The organism is [Mycobacterium] fortunisiensis (assembly GCF_019050325.1).
Taxonomy (GTDB): Bacteria; Actinomycetota; Actinomycetes; order Mycobacteriales; family Mycobacteriaceae; genus Mycobacterium; species Mycobacterium fortunisiensis.
Window position 1 is genome coordinate 192,412 of sequence record NZ_VOMB01000010.1, and the last position, 25,953, is coordinate 218,364.

Annotated in this window: 28 protein-coding genes; 17 read left to right on the forward strand and 11 right to left on the reverse strand. The window is 68.1% G+C overall.

Going from position 1 to position 25,953, the window contains the following annotated elements:
- Nucleotides 1-16: 16 nt before the first annotated feature.
- From FR943_RS07610 to FR943_RS07620, 3 genes are read right to left on the reverse strand one after another with little or no spacing between them, the layout of a single operon-like run.
- The gene (locus tag FR943_RS07610) at nucleotides 17-922 is read right to left on the reverse strand and encodes a class I SAM-dependent methyltransferase (RefSeq protein WP_217155730.1); all 906 of its coding nucleotides are present in this window, start codon (nucleotides 920-922) and stop codon (nucleotides 17-19) included.
- An 8-nt stretch (nucleotides 923-930) separates the two neighbouring features.
- Nucleotides 931-1,836 carry an SAM-dependent methyltransferase gene (locus FR943_RS07615; RefSeq protein ID WP_217155731.1) on the reverse strand — a complete coding sequence of 302 codons (906 nt, stop codon included), beginning with the start codon at nucleotides 1,834-1,836 and terminating at the stop codon, nucleotides 931-933.
- 9 nt (nucleotides 1,837-1,845) lie between these two features.
- A complete protein-coding gene (locus tag FR943_RS07620) occupies nucleotides 1,846-2,760 on the reverse strand; it encodes a class I SAM-dependent methyltransferase (RefSeq protein ID WP_217155732.1) in 915 nt (304 codons plus the stop codon).
- Between the two features lie 305 nt (nucleotides 2,761-3,065).
- Here FR943_RS07620 and secY point away from each other — a divergent pair, with 305 nt between their 5' ends.
- From secY to FR943_RS07670, 10 genes are all read left to right on the forward strand, one after another.
- A complete protein-coding gene (gene secY, locus FR943_RS07625) occupies nucleotides 3,066-4,391 on the forward strand; it encodes a preprotein translocase subunit SecY (protein WP_217155733.1) in 1,326 nt (441 codons plus the stop codon).
- The gene (locus tag FR943_RS07630) at nucleotides 4,388-4,933 is read left to right on the forward strand and encodes an adenylate kinase (RefSeq protein ID WP_217155734.1); all 546 of its coding nucleotides are present in this window, start codon (nucleotides 4,388-4,390) and stop codon (nucleotides 4,931-4,933) included. Before secY ends, FR943_RS07630 begins: the two co-directional genes overlap by 4 nt.
- The gene (map, locus tag FR943_RS07635) at nucleotides 4,930-5,727 is read left to right on the forward strand and encodes a type I methionyl aminopeptidase (RefSeq protein ID WP_217155735.1); all 798 of its coding nucleotides are present in this window, start codon (nucleotides 4,930-4,932) and stop codon (nucleotides 5,725-5,727) included. Before FR943_RS07630 ends, map begins: the two co-directional genes overlap by 4 nt.
- Nucleotides 5,728-5,817: 90 nt before the next feature.
- A complete protein-coding gene (locus FR943_RS07640; protein WP_217155736.1) occupies nucleotides 5,818-6,444 on the forward strand; it encodes a sigma-70 family RNA polymerase sigma factor in 627 nt (208 codons plus the stop codon).
- The gene (locus FR943_RS07645) at nucleotides 6,441-7,178 is read left to right on the forward strand and encodes a zf-HC2 domain-containing protein (RefSeq protein WP_217155737.1); all 738 of its coding nucleotides are present in this window, start codon (nucleotides 6,441-6,443) and stop codon (nucleotides 7,176-7,178) included. The genes FR943_RS07640 and FR943_RS07645 overlap by 4 nt, the downstream gene beginning before the upstream one ends.
- Nucleotides 7,179-7,320: 142 nt before the next feature.
- Nucleotides 7,321-9,027, forward strand: coding sequence for a thiamine pyrophosphate-binding protein (locus tag FR943_RS07650; protein ID WP_217155946.1), 1,707 nt, complete (start codon nucleotides 7,321-7,323; stop codon nucleotides 9,025-9,027).
- The gene (locus FR943_RS07655) at nucleotides 9,008-9,688 is read left to right on the forward strand and encodes an SRPBCC family protein (protein WP_217155738.1); all 681 of its coding nucleotides are present in this window, start codon (nucleotides 9,008-9,010) and stop codon (nucleotides 9,686-9,688) included. The genes FR943_RS07650 and FR943_RS07655 overlap by 20 nt, the downstream gene beginning before the upstream one ends.
- 8 nt (nucleotides 9,689-9,696) lie before the next feature.
- Nucleotides 9,697-10,734, forward strand: a complete 1,038-nt coding sequence (locus FR943_RS07660; RefSeq protein WP_217155739.1) for a 3-oxoacyl-ACP synthase III family protein — start codon at nucleotides 9,697-9,699, stop codon at nucleotides 10,732-10,734.
- Between the two features lies 1 nt (nucleotide 10,735).
- Nucleotides 10,736-11,797, forward strand: a complete 1,062-nt coding sequence (locus FR943_RS07665) for a pyridoxal phosphate-dependent aminotransferase (RefSeq protein ID WP_217155740.1) — start codon at nucleotides 10,736-10,738, stop codon at nucleotides 11,795-11,797.
- A gap of 48 nt (nucleotides 11,798-11,845) precedes the next feature.
- Entirely contained in the window at nucleotides 11,846-12,349 is a 504-nt protein-coding gene (locus tag FR943_RS07670) for a MarR family winged helix-turn-helix transcriptional regulator (RefSeq protein ID WP_217155741.1), read from the forward strand.
- Between the two features lie 8 nt (nucleotides 12,350-12,357).
- Here the strand turns inward: FR943_RS07670 and FR943_RS07675 are convergent, their stop codons facing one another.
- Nucleotides 12,358-12,741 carry a nitroreductase family deazaflavin-dependent oxidoreductase gene (locus FR943_RS07675; protein ID WP_217155742.1) on the reverse strand — a complete coding sequence of 128 codons (384 nt, stop codon included), beginning with the start codon at nucleotides 12,739-12,741 and terminating at the stop codon, nucleotides 12,358-12,360.
- Nucleotides 12,742-12,827: 86 nt separating this feature from the next.
- Here FR943_RS07675 and FR943_RS07680 point away from each other — a divergent pair, with 86 nt between their 5' ends.
- Nucleotides 12,828-13,418 (forward strand): TetR/AcrR family transcriptional regulator, encoded by a 591-nt coding sequence (locus FR943_RS07680; protein WP_217155743.1) that lies wholly within the window; start codon nucleotides 12,828-12,830, stop codon nucleotides 13,416-13,418.
- Here the strand turns inward: FR943_RS07680 and FR943_RS07685 are convergent.
- Together FR943_RS07685 and FR943_RS07690 are read right to left on the reverse strand one after the other, a co-directional pair.
- Complete coding sequence (locus FR943_RS07685; RefSeq protein ID WP_217155744.1) at nucleotides 13,411-14,622, reverse strand: GAF domain-containing sensor histidine kinase; 1,212 nt, start codon at nucleotides 14,620-14,622, stop codon at nucleotides 13,411-13,413. The genes FR943_RS07680 and FR943_RS07685 overlap by 8 nt on opposite strands.
- A complete protein-coding gene (locus FR943_RS07690) occupies nucleotides 14,619-15,281 on the reverse strand; it encodes a response regulator (RefSeq protein WP_217155745.1) in 663 nt (220 codons plus the stop codon). The genes FR943_RS07685 and FR943_RS07690 overlap by 4 nt, the downstream gene beginning before the upstream one ends.
- A gap of 105 nt (nucleotides 15,282-15,386) precedes the next feature.
- On the opposite strand from FR943_RS07690, the gene FR943_RS07695 reads away from it, so the two are divergent.
- Nucleotides 15,387-16,175 carry an HAD family hydrolase gene (locus tag FR943_RS07695; protein ID WP_217155746.1) on the forward strand — a complete coding sequence of 263 codons (789 nt, stop codon included), beginning with the start codon at nucleotides 15,387-15,389 and terminating at the stop codon, nucleotides 16,173-16,175.
- Between the two features lie 16 nt (nucleotides 16,176-16,191).
- On the opposite strand, the gene mmsB is transcribed toward FR943_RS07695, so the two are convergent.
- The 3 genes from mmsB to FR943_RS07710 are packed head-to-tail and all read right to left on the reverse strand — an operon-like array spanning nucleotide 16,192 to nucleotide 19,782.
- Complete coding sequence (gene mmsB, locus FR943_RS07700) at nucleotides 16,192-17,064, reverse strand: 3-hydroxyisobutyrate dehydrogenase (RefSeq protein ID WP_217155747.1); 873 nt, start codon at nucleotides 17,062-17,064, stop codon at nucleotides 16,192-16,194.
- A 12-nt stretch (nucleotides 17,065-17,076) separates the two neighbouring features.
- Complete coding sequence (locus tag FR943_RS07705) at nucleotides 17,077-18,246, reverse strand: acyl-CoA dehydrogenase family protein (protein WP_217155748.1); 1,170 nt, start codon at nucleotides 18,244-18,246, stop codon at nucleotides 17,077-17,079.
- Between the two features lie 15 nt (nucleotides 18,247-18,261).
- Nucleotides 18,262-19,782 carry a CoA-acylating methylmalonate-semialdehyde dehydrogenase gene (locus FR943_RS07710; RefSeq protein ID WP_217155749.1) on the reverse strand — a complete coding sequence of 507 codons (1,521 nt, stop codon included), beginning with the start codon at nucleotides 19,780-19,782 and terminating at the stop codon, nucleotides 18,262-18,264.
- A 156-nt stretch (nucleotides 19,783-19,938) separates the two neighbouring features.
- Between FR943_RS07710 and FR943_RS07715 the strand changes: the two genes are divergently transcribed.
- Together FR943_RS07715 and FR943_RS07720 are read left to right on the forward strand one after the other, a co-directional pair.
- Nucleotides 19,939-21,441, forward strand: a complete 1,503-nt coding sequence (locus FR943_RS07715) for an FAD-dependent oxidoreductase (protein ID WP_217155750.1) — start codon at nucleotides 19,939-19,941, stop codon at nucleotides 21,439-21,441.
- The gene (locus tag FR943_RS07720) at nucleotides 21,438-22,037 is read left to right on the forward strand and encodes a TetR/AcrR family transcriptional regulator (RefSeq protein ID WP_217155751.1); all 600 of its coding nucleotides are present in this window, start codon (nucleotides 21,438-21,440) and stop codon (nucleotides 22,035-22,037) included. The genes FR943_RS07715 and FR943_RS07720 overlap by 4 nt, the downstream gene beginning before the upstream one ends.
- Before the next feature lie 34 nt (nucleotides 22,038-22,071).
- Here FR943_RS07720 and FR943_RS07725 read toward each other — a convergent pair whose 3' ends face one another.
- Together FR943_RS07725 and FR943_RS07730 are read right to left on the reverse strand one after the other, a co-directional pair.
- Entirely contained in the window at nucleotides 22,072-22,935 is an 864-nt protein-coding gene (locus FR943_RS07725) for an SAM-dependent methyltransferase (protein ID WP_217155752.1), read from the reverse strand.
- A gap of 66 nt (nucleotides 22,936-23,001) precedes the next feature.
- Nucleotides 23,002-23,406 carry a GbsR/MarR family transcriptional regulator gene (locus tag FR943_RS07730; RefSeq protein ID WP_217155947.1) on the reverse strand — a complete coding sequence of 135 codons (405 nt, stop codon included), beginning with the start codon at nucleotides 23,404-23,406 and terminating at the stop codon, nucleotides 23,002-23,004.
- A 184-nt stretch (nucleotides 23,407-23,590) separates the two neighbouring features.
- On the opposite strand from FR943_RS07730, the gene FR943_RS07735 reads away from it, so the two are divergent.
- The 3 genes from FR943_RS07735 to FR943_RS07745 are packed head-to-tail and all read left to right on the forward strand — an operon-like array spanning nucleotide 23,591 to nucleotide 25,928.
- Entirely contained in the window at nucleotides 23,591-24,463 is an 873-nt protein-coding gene (locus tag FR943_RS07735) for an ABC transporter ATP-binding protein (RefSeq protein ID WP_217155753.1), read from the forward strand.
- Nucleotides 24,460-25,173: a fluoroquinolone export ABC transporter permease subunit gene (locus FR943_RS07740; RefSeq protein ID WP_217155754.1), complete on the forward strand. Its 714-nt coding sequence runs from the start codon at nucleotides 24,460-24,462 to the stop codon at nucleotides 25,171-25,173. The genes FR943_RS07735 and FR943_RS07740 overlap by 4 nt, the downstream gene beginning before the upstream one ends.
- Complete coding sequence (locus tag FR943_RS07745; protein WP_217155755.1) at nucleotides 25,170-25,928, forward strand: Rv2686c family ABC transporter permease subunit; 759 nt, start codon at nucleotides 25,170-25,172, stop codon at nucleotides 25,926-25,928. The genes FR943_RS07740 and FR943_RS07745 overlap by 4 nt, the downstream gene beginning before the upstream one ends.
- The last annotated feature ends 25 nt before the right edge of the window (nucleotides 25,929-25,953 follow it).

Here is a 25,953-nt window from a genome sequence, read left to right on the forward strand (position 1 = left end):
AGTGCAGACGGGTTGTCTAGTTCGCAGTCTTCAGGATCGCAGACAGGTACCCGGAGCCGGCAGCGAGATCGGCGAGTTCGGACGCCAGCGTGAAGCCGTGGGCCGCATACGCCTGCTCGGTGGGCTGCACCGTGACGTCCCAGCCGTGCCCGGCGAGGTAATCGCGGGCCGAGGCGCGCTCACCTGAATAGAACAGCTCCGTCAGATCCACGTCGGTGCCGACCTTCTTGGACCATTGGCTGACCCGCGCCGTCCAGTCCTTCGACACCACCTCGGCATCCATGTGCTCGGTGGCCAGCCGGCTGCCCGGGGCGCTGAGCGCGGTGATGTTGTCGAACAGCCGGTCCTGGGCTTCCGGCGGCAGGTAGATCAACAGACCTTCGGCGATCCAGGCGGTGGGTGCGCTGGGATCGAAGCCGTTGGCGCGCAAGGCGGCCGGCCAGTCGTCGCGCAGGTCGATCGGCACGGTGTGCAGTGCGGCCGCGGGCTCGGCGTCGAGCCCGGACAAGGTGCGGGTCTTGAACTCCAGAACCGCGGGCTGGTCCACCTCGAACACCGTGGTCCCGGCCGGCCAGGCCAGCCGGTAGGCGCGGGTGTCCAGACCCGAGGCCAGGATCACCGCCTGGCGGATGCCGGCCTCGGTCGCGGCGCGGAAGAAGTCGTCGAAGAATCGGGTGCGCACCGCGATCTGCTCGCACATGCGTTGCCGGTCCAGCATCGGGTCGCCCTCGACACATACCTCGCCGTCGGCGAGCCGGATGCTGTGTTCGACGCCGACCGCGCGTACCAGCGCATCGGCGTACGGATCGTCGATGAGGGGGTCGGGTTGCTTGGTGGCCAGTGCGCGCGAGGCCGCGACCCCGGTCGCGGTTGCGCCGACACTGGTGGCCAGGTCCCAGGTGTCACCTTCGGTGCGTGCCATGTCTTCTCCTAGTTTCGTATCGCGGTGACGGCCAGTGAATTACGCTGCGGCGCAGCGTCGTCGCCCGTCGGGAAGGCGCGCCCGTAGTCGGCGAACAGGTCGGGGCGCGGACGTGCGGTCACCGACCAGCCGCTGTCGGTGAGGTAGTCGACCACCGAGTTGCGCTCGCCGTCGTACCAGAGATCGGCCAGATCGAGGTCGAGGCCGTGGGCCCGCCACTGCGCGCTCAACACCTGGCCGCGCTCGCGCAGGTTCGCCGCCATGCCGGGGAGATGGAATTCGGTGGCCAGCCGGCTGGCCGGGGCGCTCAGTGCGGTGACGTTGTCGAACAACCGATCCTGGGCGTCCGGCGGCAGGTAGGCCAGCAGTCCCTCGGCGCTCCAGGCACTGGGCGCCGCCGGATCGAACCCGGCGGCGCCCAGGGCCGCGGGCCAGTCCTCGCGCAGATCAACTGCCACGGTGCGGCGTTCGGCCGTCGGGGTGGCACCGATCCGGGTCATCGCGGCCGACTTGGCGCCGATCACCTCGGGCTGATCGATCTCGTACACCACGGTGCCGTCCGGCCAGGGCAGCCGGTAGGCGCGCGAGTCCAGGCCCGAGGCCAGGATCACCGCCTGCCGGATCCCGGCATCGCCGGACGACACAAAGAAGTCGTCGAAGAACTTCGTCCGCACCGCCATCACGCCGGTCATCAGCGCGGCGCCGGTGGCCAACTCGCCGTCGAGCGGGATCTCGCCGTCGACGAGCTTGGTGAAGAACTCGAGCCCGACCGCGCGCACCAGCGCCGCGGCATACGGGTCGTTGATCAGCGGATCGGATTCGGCGGTGGCGATCGCCCGGGCCGCGGCGACCATGGTCGCCGTCGCGCCCACACTGGAGGCCAGATCCCAGGTGTCGCTGTCAGACCGTGCCATCGCGCGCCCCTACCGTTCGGCGCTGATGTAGAGCACCGAGGCCGCGTGCGCCTCATCCTCGACCGGCGGCAGGCCCGTACGGACCAAGAGGTCGTTCGACGAGATGCCGGTCGTCTGCCAGGCGTGGCCGGTCAGGTAGGTCATCACGTCGGCGCGGTCACCGAGGTAGATCAACTCGTTGAGATCGATGTCCAGACCGTGGGCGCGCCAGCGCTCGGTGAACTCCTGCATCTTGGCCCGGATCGACTCCTCGTCATTGGTCTCGGTGGCGGGCACGCCCTCGACACCGAGCCGGCTGCCGGGCGCACTCAGTGAGGTCACCTGATCGAGCAAACGATCCTGGGCCTCCGGCGGCAGGTAACCCAGCAGCCCCTCGGCGATCCAAGCCGTCGGCGCGGTGGGATCGAAGCCGGCCGCGGTCAGCGCGGCGGGCCAGTCGAAGCGGAGGTCGATGGCCACGGTGCGCCGCTCGGTGGTGGCGGCGGCGCCGAGATCGGCCAGCGCGCGGGTCTTGAACTCGACCACCTCGGGCTGGTCGATCTCGTAGACCACGGTGCCGTCCGGCCAGGGCAGGCGGTAGGCCCGCGAGTCCAGCCCGGCGGCCAGGATCACCGCCTGCCGGATCCCGGCGCGACACGCGTTCAGAAAGAAGTCGTCGAAGAAGCGGGTGCGGGCGGCCATGCTGTTGGCGAACCGGGTCAGCCCGGTCGCGGCTTCCTCGTCGAGACCCTCGGTGGTGAAGTTCTCGTCGACGAGCTTGGTGAAGAAATCCATGCCGACCGCGCGGACCAGCGGCGCGGCGAACGGATCGTCGATCACCGGGTCATCGGCGTTGGTGGCCATCGCACGCGCCGCCGCGACCATGGTCGCCGTGGCGCCCACGCTGGATGCCAGATCCCATGAATCATCAGCAGTGCGGACCATGGATACCCCTTTTGTTCAGTGAAAACATGCAGTGGAAAATGACGTGTTAGTTAGCTGGTGTAATGAGCTGGCGCCGACTGTACGCCGCGAATCTGAAGACCGCCTTAGTCCGGCCATCCGGCCATTCGGCGGAGGCGCCCGCACGGCCCTCCTCAGGGCCAACTGTTACTCTCGTAGACTGTTTGACGGCTGAGTTCGCAGGCTGTGCGCCTGCAGGCGGCCGGACATGACTTGACCATTGACGCTGGCTCCACCCAGCCCCGTTTGGCACGCCGCGCTGAGAGGTCGGCTGCGCAGGAGGAAGAGTGCTTTCGGCTTTCATCTCATCGCTGCGGACGGCCGACCTCAGACGCAAGATCCTGTTCACGTTGGGCCTGGTGATCCTGTACCGGGCCGGTGCATCGATCCCGTCGCCCGGGGTCAATTACCCGAACGTGCAGAAGTGCATCGAGCAGGTCAGCGGCGGAGATTCGGCGCAGATCTACTCGCTGATCAACCTGTTCTCCGGCGGCGCGCTGCTGCAGCTGACCGTGTTCGCGGTGGGCGTCATGCCCTACATCACCGCCAGCATCATCGTGCAGCTGCTGGTCGTGGTGATCCCGCGGTTCGAGCAGCTGCAGAAGGAAGGCCAGGCCGGTCAGGCCAAGATGACGCAGTACACGCGTTATCTCTCGATCGCGCTGGCGATCCTGCAGGCCACCAGCATCGTGGCGCTGGCCGCCAACGGTGGTCTGCTGCAGGGCTGCAATCTCGACATCATCCAGGACAGCTCGATCTTCGGCCTGATCGTGATCGTGCTGGTGATGACCGCCGGCGCCGCCCTGGTGATGTGGATGGGCGAGCTGGTCACCGAGCGCGGCATCGGTAACGGCATGTCGCTGCTGATCTTCGCCGGTATCGCCGCACGGATCCCGTCCGAGGGCCAGACCATCCTGGAGAGCCGCGGCGGCCTGGTGTTCACCGCAGTCGTCGCCGCGACGCTGCTGATCATCGTCGGTGTGGTGTTCGTCGAGCAGGGTCAGCGCCGCATCCCGGTCCAGTACGCCAAGCGCATGGTCGGCCGCAAGATGTACGGCGGCACGTCCACCTACCTGCCGCTGAAGGTCAACCAGGCCGGCGTCATCCCGGTGATCTTCGCGTCCTCCCTGATCTACATCCCGCACCTGATCACCCAGCTGATCCAGAGCGGAAGCTCCAACCCCGGCTCGGGCTGGTGGGACAAATTCGTCGCCGACTACCTGACCAACCCGGCAGACCCGGTGTACATCGCGATCTACTTCGCCCTGATCGTGTTCTTCACGTACTTCTACGTGTCGATCACCTTCAACCCCGACGAGCGTGCCGACGAGATGAAGAAGTTCGGCGGGTTCATCCCGGGCATCCGGCCGGGCAAGCCGACCGCGGACTACCTGCGGTACGTGCTCAGCCGCATCACCCTGCCCGGCTCGATCTACCTGGGTGTCATCGCCGTCCTGCCCAACCTGTTCCTGGAGATCGGAAACACCGGCTCGGTACAGAATCTGCCGTTCGGCGGAACCGCGGTTCTCATCATGATCGGTGTCGGCTTGGATACCGTCAAACAGATCGAGAGCCAGCTCATGCAACGTAACTACGAAGGGTTCCTGAAGTGAGAGTCGTCCTACTCGGACCGCCCGGAGCGGGCAAAGGCACGCAGGCAGAGAAGCTGTCCGAGAAGCTCGGCATCCCGCAGATCTCCACCGGCGACCTGTTCCGCAAGAACATCGGTGACGGCACCCCACTGGGCCTGGAGGCCAAGCGTTACCTGGACGCCGGCGACTTGGTGCCCGCCGAGCTGACCAACCGGCTCGTCGAGGACCGGATCGACCAAGAGGACGCGGCTGCTGGGTTTATTCTCGACGGCTACCCGCGCTCCGTCGAGCAGGCCGGAGCCCTGCGCGACATGCTCGCCGCCCGTAACACCAAGCTGGATGCGGTGGTCGAGTTCCAGGTGTCCGAGGACGAGTTGCTGACCCGGTTGAAGGGCCGCGGCCGCGCCGACGACACCGATGAGGTGATCCGCAACCGGATGAAGGTCTACCGCGAAGAGACCGAACCGCTGCTGGAGTACTACCGCGACGATCTGAAGACCGTGGACGCGGTGGGCGCGCTGGACGAGGTGTTCGCCCGCGCGTTGCACGCCCTGGGTAAGTGATCACTTTGCCGGGGTTGCGCAAGCGCAGGGTCGTCGCGCAGCGCAGTGCCGGAGAACTGGACGCGATGGCGGTGGCCGGGGCGCTCGTCGCCGCGGCGCTGCGCGCGGTCCGTGCCGCCGCGATACCCGGAGTCTCGACGCTGGAGCTCGACCAGATCGCCGAATCGGTGATCCGGGACGGCGGCGGGGTGCCGTCGTTCCTCGGGTACCACGGATTCCCGGCCAGTATCTGCGCCTCGGTCAACGACCGTGTGGTGCACGGTATCCCCTCGGCCGGCGAGATCCTGGCCGCCGGTGACCTGGTGTCGATCGACTGCGGTGCGATCGTCGACGGGTGGCACGGCGACTCGGCCGTCACCTTCGGCATCGGCACCCTGATCCCCGCGGACGACGCGCTGTCGGCGGCCACGAAAGCAGCTATGGAGGCCGGGATCGCCGCGATGCTGCCCGGTAACCGGCTCACCGACGTCTCGCACGCGATCGAGGTCGAGACCCACGCCGCCGAAGCCCGCGACGACCGGGCATACGGCATCGTCGACGGCTACGGCGGCCACGGCATCGGCCGCCAGATGCACATGGACCCGTTCCTGCCCAACGAGGGCGAGCCGGGACGCGGACCGTACCTGCAGCCCGGCTCGGTGCTGGCCATCGAACCGATGCTCACCCTGGGCACCACCAAGACCCGCATCCTCGATGACGACTGGACCGTCGTCACCACCGACGGCAGCCGCGCCGCGCACTGGGAGCACACCGTCGCCGTCACCGAGGACGGGCCCCGAATCCTCACCCAGTGACCCGGCGCGCCAAGGCTGGCGCGTTCGGCCGGGTAACGGTTGTAATGAACCGGATCACCACCATCGTCGTGTCACTGACGGAGGTAGGGAATGGACGATCCGGAAACGGCGATGATGCGGGCGCTCTACGACGAGCACGCTGCCGCGCTCTGGCGTTATGCCCTGCGGCTCACCGGGGACCGGGCCAGGGCCGAGGACGTGGTGCAGGAGACGCTGCTGCGGGCCTGGCGGCATCGGCCCGACGGTCTCCACGCAAGCGCTCAATCGCAGCCTGATGGTCTTCGCGCAAGCGCTCATCCGCAGCCTGATGGTCTTCGCGCAAGCGCTCATCCGGCCGACGCCGCGCCCGGATACGACCGATCCCCACGGGCCTGGTTGTTCACCGTGGCCCGCAACATGATCATCGATGAACGTCGCAGCGCCAGGTTTCGCAACGAAACCGGGGTGGCCGACCCCGAACAGGTGGCCGACCATGCCGGCACGTCCGGCGTACCGGACCAGGTGGACACCGCACTGGATCGAATCCTGTTGAGCACGGCCCTGGGGGAGCTCTCTGCCGAACACCGCGCGGTGGTCCGGCGGGCGTACTACCAGGGCTGGTCCACGGGGCAGATCGCCGAGGACCTACAGATACCCGAGGGCACCGTGAAGTCGCGGCTGCACTACGCGGTACGCGCACTGAGACTCAACCTGCAAGAGATGGGGGTGACACGATGACACAGTTCGGTGTGCCCCACCTCCCTGACCCGGTGGAATCCAACCGCTACCGGACCTGGGACGCGGCGTACGTGCTGGGATCGCTGGACGGCAGCGAGCGACGCGAGTACGAGGCCCATCTGGAGGGCTGCGAGCGGTGCCGCGCCGCGGTGGCCGAATTGAGCGGCATGCCCGCGCTGCTGGCCATGCTCGACCTCGACGACGTGCTCGCCCTGGAATCCGAGCAGCCCGATCCGCCGCTGCGGCCCGAGGTGCTGGAGTCCGTGCTGGCCACGGTGAGCTGGCGGCGGCGCCGGTCGCGGTGGGTGACCACGGCCGCGGTCGGGGTGGCCGCGGTGCTGCTGGCCCTCGGGGTGCTGATCGGGATCCGGCCCGAGGTGGTCGGTCTGCACCGCGGGACCGCAGCGCAGCAGAGCGCGCAGATGATGGCGATGTCGAAGGTGTCCGACACACCGATCAACGCCAGCATCGCGATGAGCAGCTATGCCTGGGGCACCCGCATCGACATGGCCTGCAGCTACGGCAACTGGGGCAAGCAGGACGCCCCGCCGCAGAACCTGGGCATGGTGGTGATCGGCCGCGACGGCAGCCGTGAGGAGATCGCCACCTGGCTGGGGCTGTCCGGGGCCACCGCGCTGCCCAGCGCCAACACCCAGAAGGCGATGGACGACATCGCCGCCGTACAACTGGTCACCTCGCCCGACGGCAAGGTGCTGCTGGAAAAGCAGCTCTGACTTTCCTTCTCCTGCGCCGAAACCGCATTCCAGCAGGTCGCCACTCGCACTTTGGCGGCCGGAATGCGGTTTCGGCGGTTTGGTTGAACCGTTCCCGACGTTCGGTCGTATCACTGGACAGAACGCGGAAGTGGGTGAGGCGATGGCCGGCCGGGGCAGGGTGGTGGACCACATCGTCGGCGTGCTGGCCGCCGAGAAGATCTCGCACATCTTCGGCGTGGACGGCGCGAACATCGAAGACCTCTACGATGCGGCGCACAGCCGTGACGACATCACCGCGGTGCTGGCCAAGCACGAATTCTGCGCTGCCACAATGGCTGACGGCTACAGCCGCAGTGGCGCCGGGATCGGCGTGGTGGCCGCGACCTCCGGTGGCGGCGCGCTGAACACGGTGGCCGGGCTCGGCGAGGCGCTGGCCAGCCGGGTGCCGGTATTGGCACTCGTCGGTCAGGCGCCGACGGCACTCGAGGGCCGCGGCGCCTTCCAGGACACCAGCGGAGCCAACGGCAGCCTCGACGCGCACGCGCTGTTCTCGGCCGTCTCGGTGTACTGCCGGCGGGTGTGTGCACCCGGCGACATCGTGACCGCGCTGCCCGAGGCAGTCGCCGCGGCACGCACCGGCGGCCCGGCGGTGCTGTTGTTGCCCAAGGACATTCAGCAGGCCGACCTCGCGGGCGTCCTCGACGGCGGCGGGTGTGTCATCCGGCGGCCGGTCCGCCACGGCGATCTGAGCCCGCTCGTGCAGGCACTGACCGAGGCTGACGGCCCGGTCACGATCATCGCCGGCGAACAGGTGGCCCGCGACGACGCCCGGGCCGAACTGGAACGCCTGCGGGCCGTGCTGCGGGCGCAGGTGGCGACGGTGCCCGATGCCAAAGATGTCGCCGGCGGCGCGGTCCCGACGCTCGGGGTCACCGGTGTGATGGGCCATCCCGGGGTGGTCGCCGCCGCGTCGCGCAGCGCGACGTGCCTGCTGGTCGGTACCAGGATGACGGTGACGGCCCGGGCCGGTCTCGATGCGACCCTGGAGCGGGTGCCGACGTATTCGATCGGCGCAGCGCTGCCCTACCCGTCGTGCACTCATGTGCACTCCGAGGATCTACGGGTGTCACTGGCCGAGGTGGCGCGGATGGTGTCCGGGTTGGGACTTGCCGCAACGGTGCCGGATCTGGTGGGGCACACGGAATTACGGCCCCCGGCGTATGACGGCCCCGGTATCCGCTACCGCGACGCGCTGAGTGCACTCGATGCGGCCCTGCCGGATGACACCGACATCGTGGTCGACGCGGGCAATGTCGGCGCGGCGACCATCCACTACCTGCCGGCCCGCCGGGACGGGCGTTTCCTGGTGGCGCTCGGGATGGGCGGGATGGGCTACAGCTTCGGTGCGGGAATCGGGATGACGTTTCACCGGGCCCGCACCCCGGGGACGGGTAGGCCCAGGCGCACCGTGGTGATCGCCGGGGACGGCTCATTCTTCATGCACGGCATGGAGATCCACACCGCGGTCCAGTACCGGCTGCCGATCACCTTCGTACTGTTCGACAACCACGCCCACGCCATGTGCGTCACCCGCGAGCAGTTGTTCTACGGCGACCGCTACTCCTACAACAGGTTCGGGCCGAGCCGGCTGGGGGCCGGGCTGGCCACGATGTTCCCCGGCCTGCCCGCCGTCGATGTCCTCGAGCTCCGCGCACTGTCACCCGCGGTGCGAGCGGCGCTGGCGGCCGACGGCCCGTCGGTACTGAGCATTGAATGCTCGGCCGACGAAATCCCGCCCTTCGCCGCCTTTCTCACCCAGCCCACGATTGCCGAGGAGCCCAGATCCCATGTCACTACCTGCGCTTGAAGACATCGCCATCCACCGCGGCAGCCGCACCCCGATCGACGGCCTGATCCGGATCGAGACCTCGCCGAAGGAGCAGGCCACCCCGCTCATCATGGACATGATGCGATCGGTCTACCCGCACGATCAGGTGTTCGGCCAGTACTGCACGGTCAACGACCTGATCGACTGCCCACCAGACGAACTGTTCGACTACCTGTCCGACACCCGCTGTCTGGAGGAGTGGACCTACAGCCTGCGGGGTTTCACCCAGACCGAGGAACCCGGACTGTGGCTGGCCCACGACCGACTCGGCGCCGGGCCGGCCGGCCCGGGCAGCGAGATCTACACCCGCACCGTGGCCCACCGCGACGCGCGGACCGTCGACTACCACTGCGCCTGGGATCAGGGCAAGCATCTGTGGATGATCTACCTGATGCGCGTCGTCGACGCGGAGGTGGTCCTGGACCGGCCGGGATCGGTTGTGCTGTGGACGAATTGCCATCATCCGTTCTACGACGAGAACCCCTATCCGGAGACCGCGCCGCCGGGACGGCCGGTTTGGGTGGGTGACTTCTGGGACATGTTCGGCCCCGGCCACCTGTTGGAGTTGCACAACCTCAAGGCAATCGTCGAGTACCGGCACCGAAACGGCCTGCCGGTCACCCCGGCCTGGATGAAGTAGACGCGCTCATGTCCGACGAGAACCGCCCCGTCAGCCTCATCGACGTGTCCACGTACCTGCCCGGTGATCCGGTCGGCGCCGACTACTACGCCGGTTTTGCCGAAACCGACGCGCTGGCCGAGAACGTGATGTTCCGGGCGCCACGTTTCCGGCATCATGTGGCACCCGACGAAACCGCGATCGACATGATCGAACGCGCCGCGGCCGGGTTGATCGAACGTCACGGCGCCGACGTCGTCACCGGCGCCGATGTGCTGATCACCCACACCCAACTGCCCGACATGCCGTTCCACGGCGGCGGGGGCGGGATGGCGCACCGCCTCGGGATGGCCCCGACCTGGGTGATCGACCTGCACAACGGTGGTTGCGCCGCGTTCATCCTCGGTCTCAAGGTGGCCCGCACCCTGTTGGGCGCGGGGGAGGGGCGAACCGCGCTGATCGCTGTCGCGCAGAACGCCGCGGGGACGGTCTTCGACCAACCTGACATCCGGCGCAAGGCGCAGGCCGCGGTGCCCGGTGACGGGGCCGCGGTGGGTCTGGTGACGGTGTCAGGCGCCGCACCGGTCCTCGACGTGGAATGCCGGACCTACGGCGAATACGCCGGGGATATGACGGTGGTGATGGACCCGCCGCGCAAGTGGTGGCAGGCCGGGCCCGGGCAGGCGTGCATCGGGTTCACCGAAAGCAAGATCACCAAGGTGCTGGCCCGGGGTAACCGGCAGGTGCCCGAGGTGTCCTATACGGTGTGCGACCGAATTGGGGTGGCGCCCAAGGACATCGACCTCTTCGTCACCAACCAGCCCAACCGGGTGTTCCTGCGCAATTGGCGTGAAGCCCTCGAGCTGGCACCCGAGCGACATGTCGACACTTTTGACGAGTGCGGAAACCTGTTCGCCGCAGGCGTTCCGGTCAACCTCGATCGGGCGGTGACGGCAGGGCGGGTGCAGCCCGGCGGCATCGTGCTCATGGCGGCCTTCGCCCACGCCGGCGACTTCGCGGCGGCGGCAGCGGTCCGCTGGGGTGGGCGCGCCGGAGAATGCAGTTGAGATGGCTGCACCACGCGCCGCACTCGTCGAGGCGGTCGACGCCCTGCCGCAGGCGGTCAACCCATTGGCGTTGTCGCTCAACGAGTGTCCGTTCCCGCCACTGCCCGCGGTGCGTTCGGCGCTGCGGGTGTGCGACGAGGCCGCCAACCGGTACCCGGAGTTCCTGCCGCAGCGGTTGCGCTCGCTGATCGCCGATCACGACGGCATCGCCGAGGAACAGGTGATCGTGGGCGCCGGGGCGACCGGGGTGATCATGCAGGTGTTGCATGCGGTCACCAGTCCCGGCGACACCATCGTGCTGGCGGCGCCCACCTTTGACGGATATCCGATCTTCGCGCAGTTGGCCCGGTTACGCACGGTGACGGTGCCACTCGACGGGCACGGCTGCCACGATCTGGAGGCGATGGCCGACGCCGGACGGGCAGCTCGGGTGGTGGTGCTGTGCCGGCCGCACAATCCCACCGGAACCGTGGAACCGGCCGCCGCGATCGAGCGCTTCCTGGCCCGGGTGGGCGCCGACACGATCGTGTTGTTGGACGAGGCCTACGTCGAGTTCCTGGACGCCCGGCATCGCATCGACGGGCCCAGCCTGGTCGAGCGGTGTGGCAATGTCGTGGTGGTGCGCACCTTTTCGAAGGCCTACGGGCTCGCCGGGCTGCGGATCGGCTACGGGTTCTGCGCCCGCGATCTGGGCCTGCGGCTGTGGCAGATGCAGCTGCCGTTCGGTATCGGGCTCAGCGCACAGGTGGCCGTCGCGGCCTCCTATGCCGCGGAAAGTCAGCTGCGCCAACGTATCCGGATGATCGCCGCGGAACGCCGCTATCTGCAGATGCGGTTGCGCGGCCTGGGCGTCTGCAGCACCGACGGACAGGCCAACTTCGTGTTCCTGCCCGGGGGAGCGATGCGGTGGCCAGACGTGTTCGACGGCACCGGACTTCAGCTGCGCCACTACGCCGACGGCGGGGTGCGGATCACCGTCGGATCGCGGCAGTCCACCCGCGCGGTGCTGGGTGCGGTGACGGCGGCCCGCGCCGCTGCCGGCTCCACGGCCCCCAGCGGGTAATGGCCACCGAATGCGCGGTCCCGGAGCGGTGATGCGGTAAGAAGAGGCGTGACCTCGCCACCGGACAAGCGTGACCCCATTGCGCAGGCCCGCGCCAACTGGGAGGCCGCGGGGTGGGGCGATGTGGCCGGCGGCATGGTCGCGGTGACCTCGGTGATGCGGGCCCATCAGATCCTGCTGGCCCGGGTGGAGACCGCGCTGCGGCCTTACGATCTGAGCTTCTCGCGGTTCGAGTTGTTACGGCTGCTGGCCTTCAGCCGGGCCGGGGCCCTGCCGATCACCAAGGCGTCGGACCGGCTGCAGGTGCACGTCACCAGCGTCACGCACGCCATCCGCCGGTTGGAAGCCAACGGCCTGGTGGAACGCATCCCGCATCCCACCGACGGGCGCACCACGCTGGTGCGGATCACCGATCTGGGGCGCTCCACGGTGGAGGACGCTACCGTGACGCTGAACCAGCAGGTGTTCGCCGACGTCGGGATGTCGGAGGAGCAGTCCCAGGCACTGGTGGCCTCGATCGAGACGCTGCGCCGCAACTCCGGCGATTTCTGAGTGACCGGTCAGTCGGCGATCTGCAGGCTGAGGAATTCCGGGGCCTTGATCACCCGGCGCAGCATGAACCGGATGAATGCCGGCATCTCGGTGGCGTTCTCGTCGCGGTAGACCTGCGGTGCGGTCAACCGGTACCGGTGGCCGCGGGACTCCAGCTCGCATCCGCCCGCGGCCAGGACGTTGCGTACCCAGTCGGCCTGCGGCCCGTAGGTCAGTGCGATGACGTATCCGTGGGGTCTGCGGAACGCCCACAGCGGGGTGCGGAACGTGCGGCCGGACTTGCGGCCTCGGTGGATGACGACGGCCCAGCCGGGCGCCCATGGGGCGATGAACCGGGTGAGCTTGTTCAGACCGAATTTGTTGGCTTGGGCGACCCAGCGGGGAGCGGGCATCAGAGATAACTCCTCGGTTGTGGAATTAATGTTCTGAGCGTAGCTCCGCCGCCCGGCAGAAGTCAACGACTGTAGAATTCCTGGGTATGCCGCCACGTGGACGACGGCCCGGCCGCCCCGACACCCGCGAACACCTGGTGGCCACCGCCCGGGCGATGTTCGCCGAGGGCGGCTACGACAAGACCTCGCTGCGCGACATCGCGGCCGCCGCCGAGGTGGACCCCGCCCTGATCCGGCACTATTTCGGCAGCAAAGCCGACCTGTTCCGGGCCACGGTGGGCTGGCCGTTCGACCCCGAGCAGTTCGGCGCCCGCATCCTCGACACCGACGGCGGCAGCCTGGCCGAACGCCTCACCCGGGTGTTCTTCGAACTCTGGGAACACCCCGACACCCGCGCGCCGCTGCTGGCGATCCTGCGCGGCGCGGCCACCCACGAGGAATCGGCCACCCTGGTCCGTCAGTTCATCGAGCAACGGATCTACCCGCAGATCGCCACCGCCCTGACCGGTACCGACGCAGAGTTCCGGGTGGACTTGGCCATGGGACAACTCCTCGGCATCGCCTACCTGCGCCACATCCTGCGGATCGAGCCCATCGCATCGCAGCCCACCGAGGAGCTCATCGCCCGCGCGGTGTCTGCCGTGCGGGTGCATCTCGACGGGCCCGGGCTCAGGTGAGGACGGCAGGCAGCGGGATGGCCGCAGTCACCGTGGTGCCCGCACCCGGGCGGGACCGGATGTGCAGCCGGCCGCCGACGATCTCGGCCCGCTCGGCCATCGACAACAACCCGTAACCACCCATCTCGTCGCTGCCCAACGGATGCTCGAAAGTGTCGAAACCCTTTCCGTCATCCACGATCTCGAGGCGGGCCACACCGTCGTCCACGCTGAAGGTCAGCTGGGCCCGATCGGCCTCGGCATGTTTGACCACGTTCTGCAGACACTCCTGGGCGATCCGGTACAACGCCAGCTCGATGTGATCAGGCAGCCGGGTCTCGGCCAGGTCGACGTCGATCGGTGGCCGCGGGATCGAGCGGGCCAGGCTGGCCAGCCCACCGGACAGGCCGAGATCGTCGAGCACCGGCGGGCGCAGCCCGCTGATCGCGGCCCGCGCCTCCTGCAGCGTCAGCGCGGCCAGCTCACGCGCGGCGGTCAGCTGCTCGGCCACCACGTGCGGCTCGGCCGCGCGCGCCGCGGCGTCGAGCCGGTAGGACAGCGTCACCAACCGCTGCGAGATGCCGTCGTGAATGTCGCCGGCCAACCGGCGTCGTTCGATCTCCTGCGCCTGGATCACCTGCTCGACGAAATTCTCGTGCGCCCGCTCGCGGGCCACCAGCTGGCGGTGCAGCCGGGCCTGGTGCAACGCGCCGGCGATCAACCGGCCGATCACCAACAGCAACTCCACGTCGCGCGGGGTGAACTCGCGCCGGTGCACGGTGTGCACGTTGAGCACGCCGACCAGACCGCCCGGTCCGGTCTCCATCGGCACGGACACCATCGAGGTGAAGTCACGCCCCCGCAGCGACTCGAACGGCTTGTAGCGCGGGTCGGATTCCTTGTCGTGGCTGATCACCACCGGCTGGCGATGGCTGGCCACCCACCCGGAGATGCCCTGGCCGAGCGGCAACCGGATCTTGCCGATCTCGGCGTCGAACGGGGGGGTGGCCCCGGCCAGCGTCAGGGACCGGTCCGAGTCGTCGAGCACGTGCACGAAGCACACGTCGGTGGCGGTGGCATCGGTGATCATCCGGGCTGCCGCGGCGGCCAGCGGTTCCACGCCCGGCCCACTGGAGGCGGCCTGGATGAGTTCGCGCAGCAGCGCCAGCTCCCGATCGGCGGTCAGGTCGATCGGGCCGAGTTCGCGCGCGGGCTTGTCGGTCATTGGTAGATGCCCTCGCGCAGCGCGGTGGCCACCGCGCCGGCCCGGTCGCTGACCCCGAGCTTGCGGTAGATGGACCGCAGGTGGGTCTTGACCGTCTCCTCGCCGATCACCAGTTTGTTGGCGATCCCGCGGTTCGACAGCCCGGCCACCACGAACGACAGGATCTCGCTCTCGCGCTGGGTCAGGCCCTGGCGCACCCCGGGCCAGAACTCGTCGCGCTGCAGCCGGGCCGCGGTGCCGGCCGCGCGGGCCGCCATGCCGGGATCGATCGCGGTCTGCCCGCTGTGGGCGAACTCGATCTGCCGCACCAGCTCGTCGCTGCTGATGCTCTTGAGCAGGTATCCGGCCGCGCCCACCCGCAGCGCCTGGAACAGGTACTGCTCGTCGTCGTACACCGACAGCATGACCACCTTGCGCTCGGGCTCGCGCTCTCGCAGTACCCGGCACAGGTCCAGGCCGCTGGAGCCCTCCATTCGCACGTCGCACAGCACGATGTCGGGATCGACCGCCTCGATCACGCCCAACGCGCGCTCGGCGCCGACCGCCTGACCGACCACCTCGACCCGGTCGCTGAACGCGGCAAGCATGGCCTTGAGACCCTCGATGACCATTTCGTGGTCATCGACCAGCACAAGGCGCACTGGACTGGAGGGCGCCATGAACATCACCCTAAAGGGGGTGAGGCGGCGGGTAGAGGAACTTGACCGGCTCAATCCCCCCTACGGGGGACGCGCAGCGGATGTGATGTAGGCCACTCTCATGGGGTGTCGTTACAAGAGAAGTCATGGCGGGCCGGTCGGTTCTGGTGGGACTGTGCGCAGGCCGATGCCGGCAATCATCCGCTGCGTGCCCTGATATTCGACCTTGATGCGCTGTCCGACCTCGACGTCGACGGGCATCGCGTCGTGTTCAACGCCGCCTTCGCCGCGCACGGCCTGCCCATCCACTGGAGTGTCGCCCGCTATCAACAGCTGCTGGCCCTGCACGACGAACGCCAGCGCGTCACCGCCGAGCTGCGCAAGCGGGGCGTGGGCACCGAGTGCGACGTGCTCACCGAGGTGCTCGCCGACGAAATCTGCATGACCAAGGACATGATGTTCGACGAGATGATCCTCGATGCCGGCCTGAGCCCGCGGCCCGGCCTGGAGGATCTGGTGAACGACGCGTTCCTCGTCGGACTGCCGGTCGGGGTGGTTGCCGCCGGCCGCCGGCGCTGGGCCGAGCCCCTGGTACGTCAGCTCGTCGGTGAGGGCCTGGTGGAGACCGTGGTGACCACCGACGACGCGACCACTTCCGGCCTGTACCAGCATGCGCTGGCCGAGCTGGGGGTCGCCGGTCCCGACGCGCTGGCCATGACGGGTTCGGCGGCGAGCCTGCGGGCCGCCAACCGCGGCGGGATGGCCGGCGTGCTCATCGACCCCGACGCCGGCCCGGGCGTGCCCGAGGCGATCACGGTGCGGCCCGACTACGACGGGGCCGACGCCCTGCGCCTGCCGGTCTGCCAGCGGCTGCACACCCAGTGGTGGGCGCAGCGCAGCCCGTCCGCGGCCTAGCTCCAGCGCGCAGACATCAGCCGCGCAGCGTCTCGATGACGGCGCTGAAATCCTTGTCCGCGTGCTCCTCGGCGAATGCGCGGTAGATCTCGGCGGCATGGGTACCCAGCGGCGCTGAGGAGCCCGTGGACTCGACCGCGGCCATCGCCAGCCCGAGATCCTTGTTCATCAGGGCAGTGGCGAAGCCCGGCTTGAAGTCGTTGTTGGCCGGGGAGGTCGGAACCGGGCCGGGCACCGGACAATTCGTGTGCACCGCCCAGCAGTTGCCGGTGGCACCGGTGATCACGTCGAACAGGGCCTGCTTGTCCAGCCCGAGCTTCTCGGCCAGCACGAACGCCTCACCGACCGCGATCTGCTGCACGGCCAGCACCATGTTGTTGCACACCTTGGCGGCCTGACCCGCGCCGGCCGCGCCGCAGTGGATGATCTTGCCCGCCATGGGTTCCAGGACCGGGCGGGCAGCGGCCACCGCGTCCTGGGAGCCGCCGACCATGAAGGCCAGCGTGCCGGCCACCGCGCCCTTCACGCCGCCGGACACCGGGGCGTCGAGCTGTGCGAAGCCCTTGCCGGCGGCCAGCTTGTGCACGTCGCGGGCGTCGTCGACCGAGATCGTGGAGCTGTCGATGAACAGCGCGCCCGGCGCCGCGGCCGGCAGCACCTCGTCGTAGCAGCTGCGCACCAACGCCCCGTTGGGCAGCATGGTGATCACCACGTCCGCGCCTTCGACGGCGTGCGCGCCGGTGTCGAACACGGTGACGCCGTTGGCTTTTGCCGCTTCCTGTGCGGCCGGCACCGGGTCGAAGCCGCGGACGGTGTGTCCGGCGGTCACCAGGTTGGCCGCCATCGGGCCACCCATGTTGCCCAGCCCCAAGAATGCGATCGTCGCCATTGACCCTCCCGGTTAAGACGCGCGGACGCGGGCCGATTCGGACCGGCCGATCACCACGCGCATGATTTCGTTGGTGCCCTCAAGGATGCGGTGCACCCGCAGATCCCGGACGATTTTCTCCAGACCGTACTCGCGCAGGTACCCGTAGCCGCCGTGCAGCTGCAGCGCCTGGTCGGCCACCTCGAAGCAGGTGTCGGTGACGTACAGCTTGGCCATCGCGCACAGTGTCACCTTGTCCGGGTGGTTGGAGTCCAGTGCGGAAGCCGCCCGCCACAACATGTTTCGCGACGTCTCCAGGCCGGTGGCCATCTCGGCCAGGGTGAACCGGATGGTCGGCTCGTCGAGTAGGGCGCCGCCGAACGCCTGACGGTCGGCCAGGTAGCTCAGCGTCTTGTCGTAGGCGGCCTGCGCGCCACCCAGCGAACAGGCGGCGATGTTGATCCGCCCGCCGTTGAGCCCGTTCATCGCGATCGGAAAACCGGTGCCCTCGGTGCCGCCCAGCAGGGCCTCGGCCGGCACCCGGGCGCCCTCGAAGACCACCTGTGCGGTGGGCTGGGCGTTCCAGCCCATCTTGGCCTCTTGGGTGCCGAAACTCAGTCCCGGCGTGTCCTTTTCGACGACGAAGGTGGAAATTCCACGGTGGCCCGGCTCGCCTTCTTGTGTGCCGGTGCGAGCCATCACGATGTACACGTCGGAGCTGCCGGCCCCGGAGATGAACTGCTTGACCCCGTCGAGGACGTAATCGTCACCGTCGCGCACGGCCCGGGTCCGCAGCGCCGCCGCGTCGGAACCGGCGCCCGGTTCGGTCAGGCAGTAGCTGGCGATGGCCTCCATCGAGGCCAGCTTCGGCACCAAGGTCTTGCGCTGCTCCTCGGTGCCGAAGCTGTCGACCATCCACGCACACATGTTGTGGATGGACAGGAACGCCGCCAGGGTGGGGTCGGCGGCCGCGAGAGCTTCGAAGATGCGCACCGCATCCAGTCGGCGCAGCCCGCTGCCGCCGGCGTCCTCACCGCAGTAGATGGCGCCCATACCGAGTTCGGCCGCCTCACGCAGTACGTCGGTGGGGAAGTGGTGCGTCTCGTCCCACTCCAACGCGTATGGTGCGATGCGCTTTTCGGCGAACGCGGCCGCCGTGTCGACGATCACGCGTTCGTCGTCGCTGAGACTGTAGGGGTCCATCTGCAACTGCCCGGCCTACTTGAAGGTCGGGATGACGAACTCGGCGCCATCCTTAATGCCCGACGGCCACCGCTCGGTGACGGTCTTGACCTTGGTGTAGAACTGGATCGACGCCGTCCCGTACTGGTTCAGGTCGCCGAAGCCGGACCGCTTCCAGCCGCCAAAGCTGTGGTAGGACACCGGAACCGGGATCGGCACGTTGACACCGACCATGCCGACCTGAACCCGCGAGACGAAGTCCCGGGCGGCGTCGCCGTCGCGGGTGAACACCGCCACGCCGTTGCCGTACTCGTGCTCCGAGGGCAGCCGCAAGGCTTCCTCGTAGTCGTGCGCCCGCACGATGCACAGCACCGGCCCGAAGATCTCGTCGGTGTAGATCGACATCTCGGGGGTGACGTTGTCGAAGAGGGTGGGCCCGATGAAGTAACCCCCGGAAAGATCCTCGTCACCGAAGGCGAGGTCGTCGCTGGCCCGCTCGCGTCCGTCGACCACCAGCTCGGCACCGGCCTCGACGCCCTGGCTGATGTAGTCGCGGACCCGCTCCAGGGCTGCCCCGGTGACCAGCGGGCCGTAGTCGGCCTTGGGATCCAGGCTGTGTCCGACGCGCAGCTGGTTGATCCGCTCGACCAGGCGGTTGCGCAGCCGTTGCGCTGTTTCTTCACCGACCGGCACCGCGACGCTGATGGCCATGCAGCGCTCGCCCGCGCTGCCGTAGCCGGCGCCGATCAGGGCGTCGACGGCCTGGTCCAGGTCGGCGTCGGGCAGCACCACCATGTGGTTCTTGGCGCCGCCGAAGCACTGGGCGCGCTTACCGTGGGCGGCCGCGCCGGAGTAGATGTACTGCGCGATGTCCGAGGAGCCGACGAAGCCGATGGCCTTGATGTCGGGGTGCTCGATGATCGCGTCGACGGCTTCCTTGTCGCCCTGCACCACCTGCAGCACGCCCGGGGGCAGGCCGGCCTCGGTGAACAGCTCGGCCAGCCGCAGCGGCACCGAGGGGTCCCGCTCGGACGGCTTGAGGATCAAGGCGTTACCGCAGGCCAGGGCCGGGCCGGCCTTCCACAGCGGGATCATCGCCGGGAAGTTGAACGGGGTGATGCCGGCGACCACGCCGAGCGGCTGGCGGATCGAGTAGACGTCGATGCCGGTGCCGGCGCCCTCGGTGAACTCGCCCTTCATCAGGTGCGGGATGCCGACGGCGAACTCGATGACCTCGATGCCACGCTGGATGTCCCCGTGGGAGTCGGCGACTGTCTTGCCGTGTTCCTTGGACAGCAGCTCGGCGAGTTCGTCGGCGTTGGCGTTGACCAGCTCGATGAACTTCATCAGGATGCGGGCGCGGCGCTGCGGGTTGTAGGCGGCCCATTCCTTCTGTGCCTTCACGGCCGAGGCGACCGCGGTGTCGACGTCGGCGGCCGAGGCCAGCAGCACCTGCGCCTGCACTTCGCCGGTACTGGGGTTGAGCACGTCTGCGGTGCGGGTCGATCCGGCGTCGGTGCGCTGGCCGTCGATGTAGTGCTGAATTTGTGTGGTCATGACATCCGTCCAAGAGATATGCGCGTGCTGGGGCCCCGGATACACCCGAGATACTTGGATATCCTAGTAATCGTCCGGATTGTTTGGCAAGGGTTTGCGGCGAGCCCGCATGTGGCAGGGCTTTTCTTTACGGAACCGTTTCGTTAATGTATTCGCATGGCTGCCGCCGATGTCGATGTCGTCGTGGTGGGTGCCGGGCCGACCGGCCTCACCCTGGCGTGTTCGCTGCGGCTGCACGGCCTTTCGGTGCGGGTACTCGACCGCGCGACGGGACCGGCCACCACATCGCGGGCCAACTTCCTGCACGCCCGCGGCTCGGAGGTGCTGGGCCGGATCGGCGCGCTGGGCACGTTGCCGGACGAGTCGCTGCGCGCCATGCGCATCACCAATTACCTGGGGGACCGGCCGGTGATGACGCTCGAATTCGGCGATCCGGGCATCGGGACGGCGGCACCGCCCATGGTGGTGTCGCAGGCCAGGGTCGAGGCCGCGCTGCGGGCGCGGCTCGCCGACCTCGGAGTCGTGCCGGAATGGGGGAGCGCGGTGCGCGGCGTTCGGCAGGAGGACGACACCGCGGTGGCCCAACTCGACGACGGTGCCGAGATCCGCGGGCAGTGGGTCGTGGGGTGTGACGGCAGCTCGAGTGTGACCCGGCAGCAGGCCGGTATCGGCTTTCCCGGCGTCAAGCTCTCCGAACGTTTCCTGCTGGCCGACGTTCACCTGGACTGGGATGTCGACCGCGGCGGCACCAGCGGATGGATCCACCCCGACGGGATCGTGGGCGCCATGCCGATGCCCGACCCGGCCGGTGGCGACAACCTGTGGCGCTTGTTCATCTACGACCCGACACTAGGGGAAAAGCCAAGTGACAGTGAGATTCTGGGCCGGGTGAAGCAGATAGTGCCGCACCGCACCGGTCGCACCGTCGCCATCGGCGACGCTGAGTGGCTGTCGGTGTTCACCGTGCGCCGCAGGCTCGCGGACACCTACCGCAACGGACGTATCCTCATCGCCGGCGACGCCGCGCATGTCCACGCCCCGTTCGGCGGCCAGGGCATGCTGACCGGTATCGGCGACGCCGAGAACCTGGCCTTCAAACTGGCGCTGGTGGTCCGAAACCTGGCCTCGGACAAGCTCATCGACACCTATGAGGCCGAACGCAGACCGTTGGCCACCGACGTGTTGCGCGGGACGAGCGCCGTCACGCGGGTCAACGTGGCCCGCAATCCGATCGGCCGGTTCCTGCGCGACCATGTGGCCACCCGGCTCTTCGGCCTGGCGTCCATCCAGAGATGGACGACGTACACCGCCTCGCAACTGTGGGTGAGCTATCACAACGGACCCCTTGGCGGCCGGGGCCGAAAACCGCGCGCCGGCGACCGGATCGAGGATCTTTGCTGCACCCGGGCCGACGGCTCGGAGACCCGATTGCACCGTGAACTCGGCGGGCGGTGGGTTCTGCTGCTGCCCGGCGGCGTCGAGGGCAGCGAACCGGCACGTCGGCACCTGGGTGTCTTCGTCGCGCCCCTGCACCACGACGGTGCCGAGGTGATGCTGATCCGCCCCGACGCCCACCTCGCGTGGCGGGGACGGCCGGGCGACATCGACGGGCTGGACCGCTGGCTGACAACGGCATTGCGCTCGGGGATGGCGCGGTGAGCATGCCCGGTCGTGGCCGGCCCCGGGATATGGCCGTCGACCGCGTGATCCTGCGTGCCGCGCTGGACCTGTTCATCGAACGTGGGGTCGAAGGTTTCAGCATCGAGCAGATCGCCAAGCGGGCCCGTGTCGGCAAACCCACCATCTATCGGCGATGGTCGAACAAGGAAGAGCTGATCGCCGCCGCCATGGAGACGTTGATTGCCGAGGAGGTGCACTGGGCCTCGGCCGAGGCGGTCGACACCGAGTCTCCCTACGCACTTGTGGAAGCGGCGATCGAGAGTGCCGCGGTCACCACCGCCGCACCGCACTACCGCGCATTGGTGGCCCGGGTTTACGGTTCAGCCGTCAGCTGTCCTGCGCTGATGGCGGTGTATTGGGACCATTACGTCCGGCCCCGCCGGGAGCTCGCGACGCGCCTGCTGGAACGTGCGCGCGACTGCGGAACGGTAGCTGCCGATGCCGATCTCGACGTGGCCATCGACATGATGGTCGGCGCGATCACCTACCGCGTGTTGCAACCCGACCCGCCCGGAGTCGACGACATGCGGCACTATCTGCGGGCGGTCTACCGTCAAATCGGTTTGTTGCCTTGAGCCTTGGTACTTCGTACCTGTCCGCCGACCCGACTCAGCGCTGGGCCAGGACGGCACGTTCGATCGGTGAGACGGTCGGATTGCGGCCCGCCGGAACGAGGTAGCGGGAGCCGTATTCCAGCGAGCCAACCTGTTCGATTTCGTGCCAGCCATATTCGTCGAGGAACGCCGCGACGTCGTCGGGATTCAGGCCGAACGTCCACAGCCCGCGCTTGACGACGAGATCGCGATAAGCCGGTTCGGCGCCGTACATTTCACGGCCGTCGAGGTAGTCCTTGCGCACATAGGTGAACACCAGTCTGCTACCGGGAGCGGCGCCGGCGAGGTGTTCCATCGTTGCGCGCACCGCCGACTCGCTCAGGTACTGCGTGACGGCCTCCCAGATGAAGAAGGTCGGTCTGTCGCCGTCGAAACCCGCGGCACCGAGCGCTGCGGTGAGGTCATCGGTTTCGAAATTCACCGGCAGCAGCGTGACGTTGGCCGGTACCCCGGCCGCGGCGCGTCGTAGTGCCGCGGTCTTGCGAGAGACGTTGGTCGGCAGGTCGACCTCGTATACCGGGATGTGGGCAAGCTCGGGTATGCGGTATGCCCGGGTGTCATAGCCGGCGCCGAGAATGACGACGGCCTCGATTCCGTCGGCCAGGGCGGCGACGAGTTGATCATCGATATAACGCTTGCGGCACAGGAAGCTCGACCAGCCACCGCGGAACCGCTTGTCGGTGGCCGACATCAGCATCCGTCGTACCGGCGCCCATCGTGCCGACTCGGCCACGATGCGGCCGCCCCAGGGCAGGACTCGTCGTGCCCAGTCGTCGCGAACCAGCGGTGACGCCTCATACTGATCGGCGGCAACGATGATCATCGGTCCGATAGCGGTCTGGGTGGCTTGAGCGCCCATGGTGTGAACTCCCTCGGTCGTCAAAACGGCACCGCGCGGGTTTCCGGAACGCCTGGCGCCAACGTGTCAACGGGACGGCTTCTTCCGCTGCCGGTGCCAGCGGTCCAGCACGGTTGGCACCTCGGCCATCAGAAACGCGTAGAAGTCCCGCATCTGGGTCAGCCGGTGATGTGCCGGACTGGTGCGGTCGGTGGCCGCGATTCCGGCGTCGGCGGCGGCTTGCATGGCCGCGATGGTCGCGTTCTGGCTGGTGAAAAGGGTCGCCCAGGCGTCGTCACGCAGGCGGAAGTGGTCGCGCCGGCTGGTCGGGGCGGGGGCACGCTCGGCCAGGCCCACCGTCGTCAGCATCTTCAGGGCGCTCGAGATCGATCCGGAGCTGGCCTGCAGGGTGTCGGCCAACTCGGTCATGGTGACACTCGGCTGGTCGGTGAACAGCAGCGCGGCGAGCACGCGCGCGGGCATCCGCTGCATGCCGTGGCTGCTGAGCACCAGGGCGAGTCGCTCGGCTCCATGCTGCTCATCTGCGGATCTCACCAACCCGAATCCTCCTCGGCCGGAATATCCTTCAATAATTTCTGAAAGTTTAGTACAGTTGTGCCCGGTGTTCCGGGAAGCCTGGTCGGAGATTGGTTTTTCGTCTGCAGGAAGGGCACTGATGCACACCGCGGCCGATGTCATCGACGTTCGGGGCTTGACATACACCTATCCGCGTTCGGCCGAACCCGCCGTGCGGGGCATGGACTTCGCCGTCGGGGAGGGAGAGATTTTCGGCTTTCTCGGGCCCAGTGGCTCGGGGAAATCCACCACACAAAAACTGCTCATCGGTCTGTTGCGCGGGCACGGCGGGCAAGCCACGGTGTGGGGCCGCGACCCGGTGGCCTGGGGACCGGACTACTACCAACGGGTCGGCGTGTCCTTTGAACTGCCGCACAACTATCACAAGCTCACCGGCCTGGAGAACCTCCGGTTCTTCGGCTCGTTGTACGACGGATCCACCAATGACCCGATGGAGCTGCTGCACGCGGTCGGCCTCGGCGATGCCGCCGACACCCGAGTTGCCAAGTACTCCAAGGGAATGCAGATGCGGCTCACGTTCGTGCGCTCGCTGATCAACAACCCCGCGCTGCTGTTCCTCGACGAACCCACATCGGGTCTGGATCCGGTCAACGCCCGCAAGGTCAAGGACCTCATCCTGGACGCGAAGGCGCGCGGTCGCACAGTTTTTCTCACCACACATGACATGTCCACCGCCGACGAACTGTGTGACCGGGTGGCCTTCGTGGTCGACGGCGCCATCGTCGCGCTCGACAGCCCGACCGAACTGAAGCTCGCCCGGAGTCGGCGCCAGGTCCAGGTGCAGTACCGCACGCCCGAGGGGCTCGTCGCGGCCGAGTTCCCGATGGACAGCCTGGCCGACAATCCCGAGTTCCACGCCACCCTGCGCGATCACCAGGTCGAGACGATCCACAGTCGCGAAGCCAGCCTCGACGACGTCTTCGTCGAGGTCACCGGGCGGAAGCTGTCATGACCAGGTTGCGCACCGCGATCCGGCTGGAGGTGACCGTCGCGGCCCGGCAGAAGTTCCTGCACGCCGGGGTTTTCTCGGGTCTCATCTGGTTGGCCGTGCTGTTGCCGATGCCGCATACCCTGCGTCCGGTCGCCGAACCCTATGTCCTGGTCGGCGACATCGCGATCATCGGGTTCTTCTTCGTCGGCGGATCGGTGTTCTTCGAGAAGCAGGAACGCACCCTCGGGGCCATCATCTCCACCCCGCTGCGGTTCTGGGAGTACCTGTCCGCCAAACTGATTGTGCTGGTGTCGATCTCACTGTTCGTGGCGATCGTGGTGGCGACCGTCGCCGACGGATTCGCCTACCGCCCGGTGCCGCTCGTCCTCGGCGTGCTGCTCGGCACGCTGTTGATGCTGATCGTCGGGTTCATCACGTCGTTGCCGTTCGCCTCGGTCACGGACTGGTTCCTGGCCGCCACCATCCCGCTGGCGATCATGCTCGTCCCGCCGCTGATCCATTACTCGGGACTGTGGCCGCATCCAGTGCTCTACGTGTTTCCGACGCAGGGCCCGCTGCTGCTCCTGGGGGCCGCGTTCGGCCAGGTCGCACTGACGGCTTGGCAAAGTGTCTATGCGGTGGCGCACCCGGTGGTGTGCCTGGCCGTCCTGTGGCGCACCGCCCAGCTGCTCTTCGTCCGCTACGCCGTCGAACGGTCGGGTGCGCTGTGACCCCGATCTTCACAGCCACCACCCGCAGGGCGGTGACGGCATTCGGCCGCAATGACATTCATGGCACCTACCGGGATCCGCTGCTGGTCATGCTGGTGCTCGCGCCGGTGATCTGGACCAGCGGCGTGGCGTTCCTGACACCGCCGGTCACCGCGCTGCTCGCGCGACGTTACGGTTTCGACCTCGTGCCCTACCACCCGCTGGTGCTGACCGCGTTTCTGCTGTTGACGAGCATCATCATCGCCGGCGGCCTCGGCGCGTTCCTGGTCCTCGACGAGGTCGACGCCGGCACCCTGACGGCGCTGCGGGTGACCCCGGTTCCGATGTCGACGTTCTTCGCCTACCGCGCCGTCACCGTCATGGCCGTCACCACAGGGTACGTGATCGTCACGCTCTCGTTCAGCGGGCTTCTCGAGCCGGGACTGGTCCCGGCGCTGATCCCGATCGGGATGGTCGCCGGACTGTCCGCCGTGGTGACGCTGTTGTTGATACTTGCCCTGGCAAGCAACAAGATCCAGGGCATCGCGATGCTGCGCGCGCTGGGCATGCTCATTGCCGGGCTGCCGTGCCTGCCGTGGTTCATCGACTCGGGCTGGAACCTGGCCTTCGGGGTGCTGCCGCCCTATTGGGCGGCCAAGGCGTTCTGGGTCGCCAGCGCGCATGGCACCTGGTGGCCGTATCTGGTGGGCGGTGTGGTCTACAACCTGGCCGTCGGATGGCCGTTGTTCCGCCGGTTCCTCGCCAAACACTGCTGACACCGGGAACCGGGCACCGGGTCCG

Excerpts from the sequence above, each read along its gene's own strand:
- FR943_RS07610 (WP_217155730.1), bottom strand. The coding sequence starts at position 922 with ATGGCACGCACCGAAGGTGACACCTGGGACCTGGCCACCAGTGTCGGC.
- FR943_RS07615 (WP_217155731.1), bottom strand. The coding sequence starts at position 1,836 with ATGGCACGGTCTGACAGCGACACCTGGGATCTGGCCTCCAGTGTGGGC.
- FR943_RS07620 (WP_217155732.1), bottom strand. The coding sequence starts at position 2,760 with ATGGTCCGCACTGCTGATGATTCATGGGATCTGGCATCCAGCGTGGGC.
- FR943_RS07640 (WP_217155736.1), top strand. The coding sequence starts at position 5,818 with ATGGACGATCCGGAAACGGCGATGATGCGGGCGCTCTACGACGAGCAC.
- FR943_RS07645 (WP_217155737.1), top strand. The coding sequence starts at position 6,441 with ATGACACAGTTCGGTGTGCCCCACCTCCCTGACCCGGTGGAATCCAAC.
- FR943_RS07650 (WP_217155946.1), top strand. The coding sequence starts at position 7,321 with ATGGCCGGCCGGGGCAGGGTGGTGGACCACATCGTCGGCGTGCTGGCC.
- FR943_RS07655 (WP_217155738.1), top strand. The coding sequence starts at position 9,008 with ATGTCACTACCTGCGCTTGAAGACATCGCCATCCACCGCGGCAGCCGC.
- FR943_RS07660 (WP_217155739.1), top strand. The coding sequence starts at position 9,697 with ATGTCCGACGAGAACCGCCCCGTCAGCCTCATCGACGTGTCCACGTAC.
- FR943_RS07665 (WP_217155740.1), top strand. The coding sequence starts at position 10,736 with ATGGCTGCACCACGCGCCGCACTCGTCGAGGCGGTCGACGCCCTGCCG.
- FR943_RS07675 (WP_217155742.1), bottom strand. The coding sequence starts at position 12,741 with ATGCCCGCTCCCCGCTGGGTCGCCCAAGCCAACAAATTCGGTCTGAAC.
- FR943_RS07680 (WP_217155743.1), top strand. The coding sequence starts at position 12,828 with ATGCCGCCACGTGGACGACGGCCCGGCCGCCCCGACACCCGCGAACAC.
- FR943_RS07685 (WP_217155744.1), bottom strand. The coding sequence starts at position 14,622 with ATGACCGACAAGCCCGCGCGCGAACTCGGCCCGATCGACCTGACCGCC.
- FR943_RS07690 (WP_217155745.1), bottom strand. The coding sequence starts at position 15,281 with ATGGCGCCCTCCAGTCCAGTGCGCCTTGTGCTGGTCGATGACCACGAA.
- mmsB (WP_217155747.1), bottom strand. The coding sequence starts at position 17,064 with ATGGCGACGATCGCATTCTTGGGGCTGGGCAACATGGGTGGCCCGATG.
- FR943_RS07705 (WP_217155748.1), bottom strand. The coding sequence starts at position 18,246 with ATGGACCCCTACAGTCTCAGCGACGACGAACGCGTGATCGTCGACACG.
- FR943_RS07710 (WP_217155749.1), bottom strand. The coding sequence starts at position 19,782 with ATGACCACACAAATTCAGCACTACATCGACGGCCAGCGCACCGACGCC.
- FR943_RS07715 (WP_217155750.1), top strand. The coding sequence starts at position 19,939 with ATGGCTGCCGCCGATGTCGATGTCGTCGTGGTGGGTGCCGGGCCGACC.
- FR943_RS07725 (WP_217155752.1), bottom strand. The coding sequence starts at position 22,935 with ATGGGCGCTCAAGCCACCCAGACCGCTATCGGACCGATGATCATCGTT.
- FR943_RS07730 (WP_217155947.1), bottom strand. The coding sequence starts at position 23,406 with ATGCAGCGGATGCCCGCGCGCGTGCTCGCCGCGCTGCTGTTCACCGAC.
- FR943_RS07735 (WP_217155753.1), top strand. The coding sequence starts at position 23,591 with ATGCACACCGCGGCCGATGTCATCGACGTTCGGGGCTTGACATACACC.
- FR943_RS07740 (WP_217155754.1), top strand. The coding sequence starts at position 24,460 with ATGACCAGGTTGCGCACCGCGATCCGGCTGGAGGTGACCGTCGCGGCC.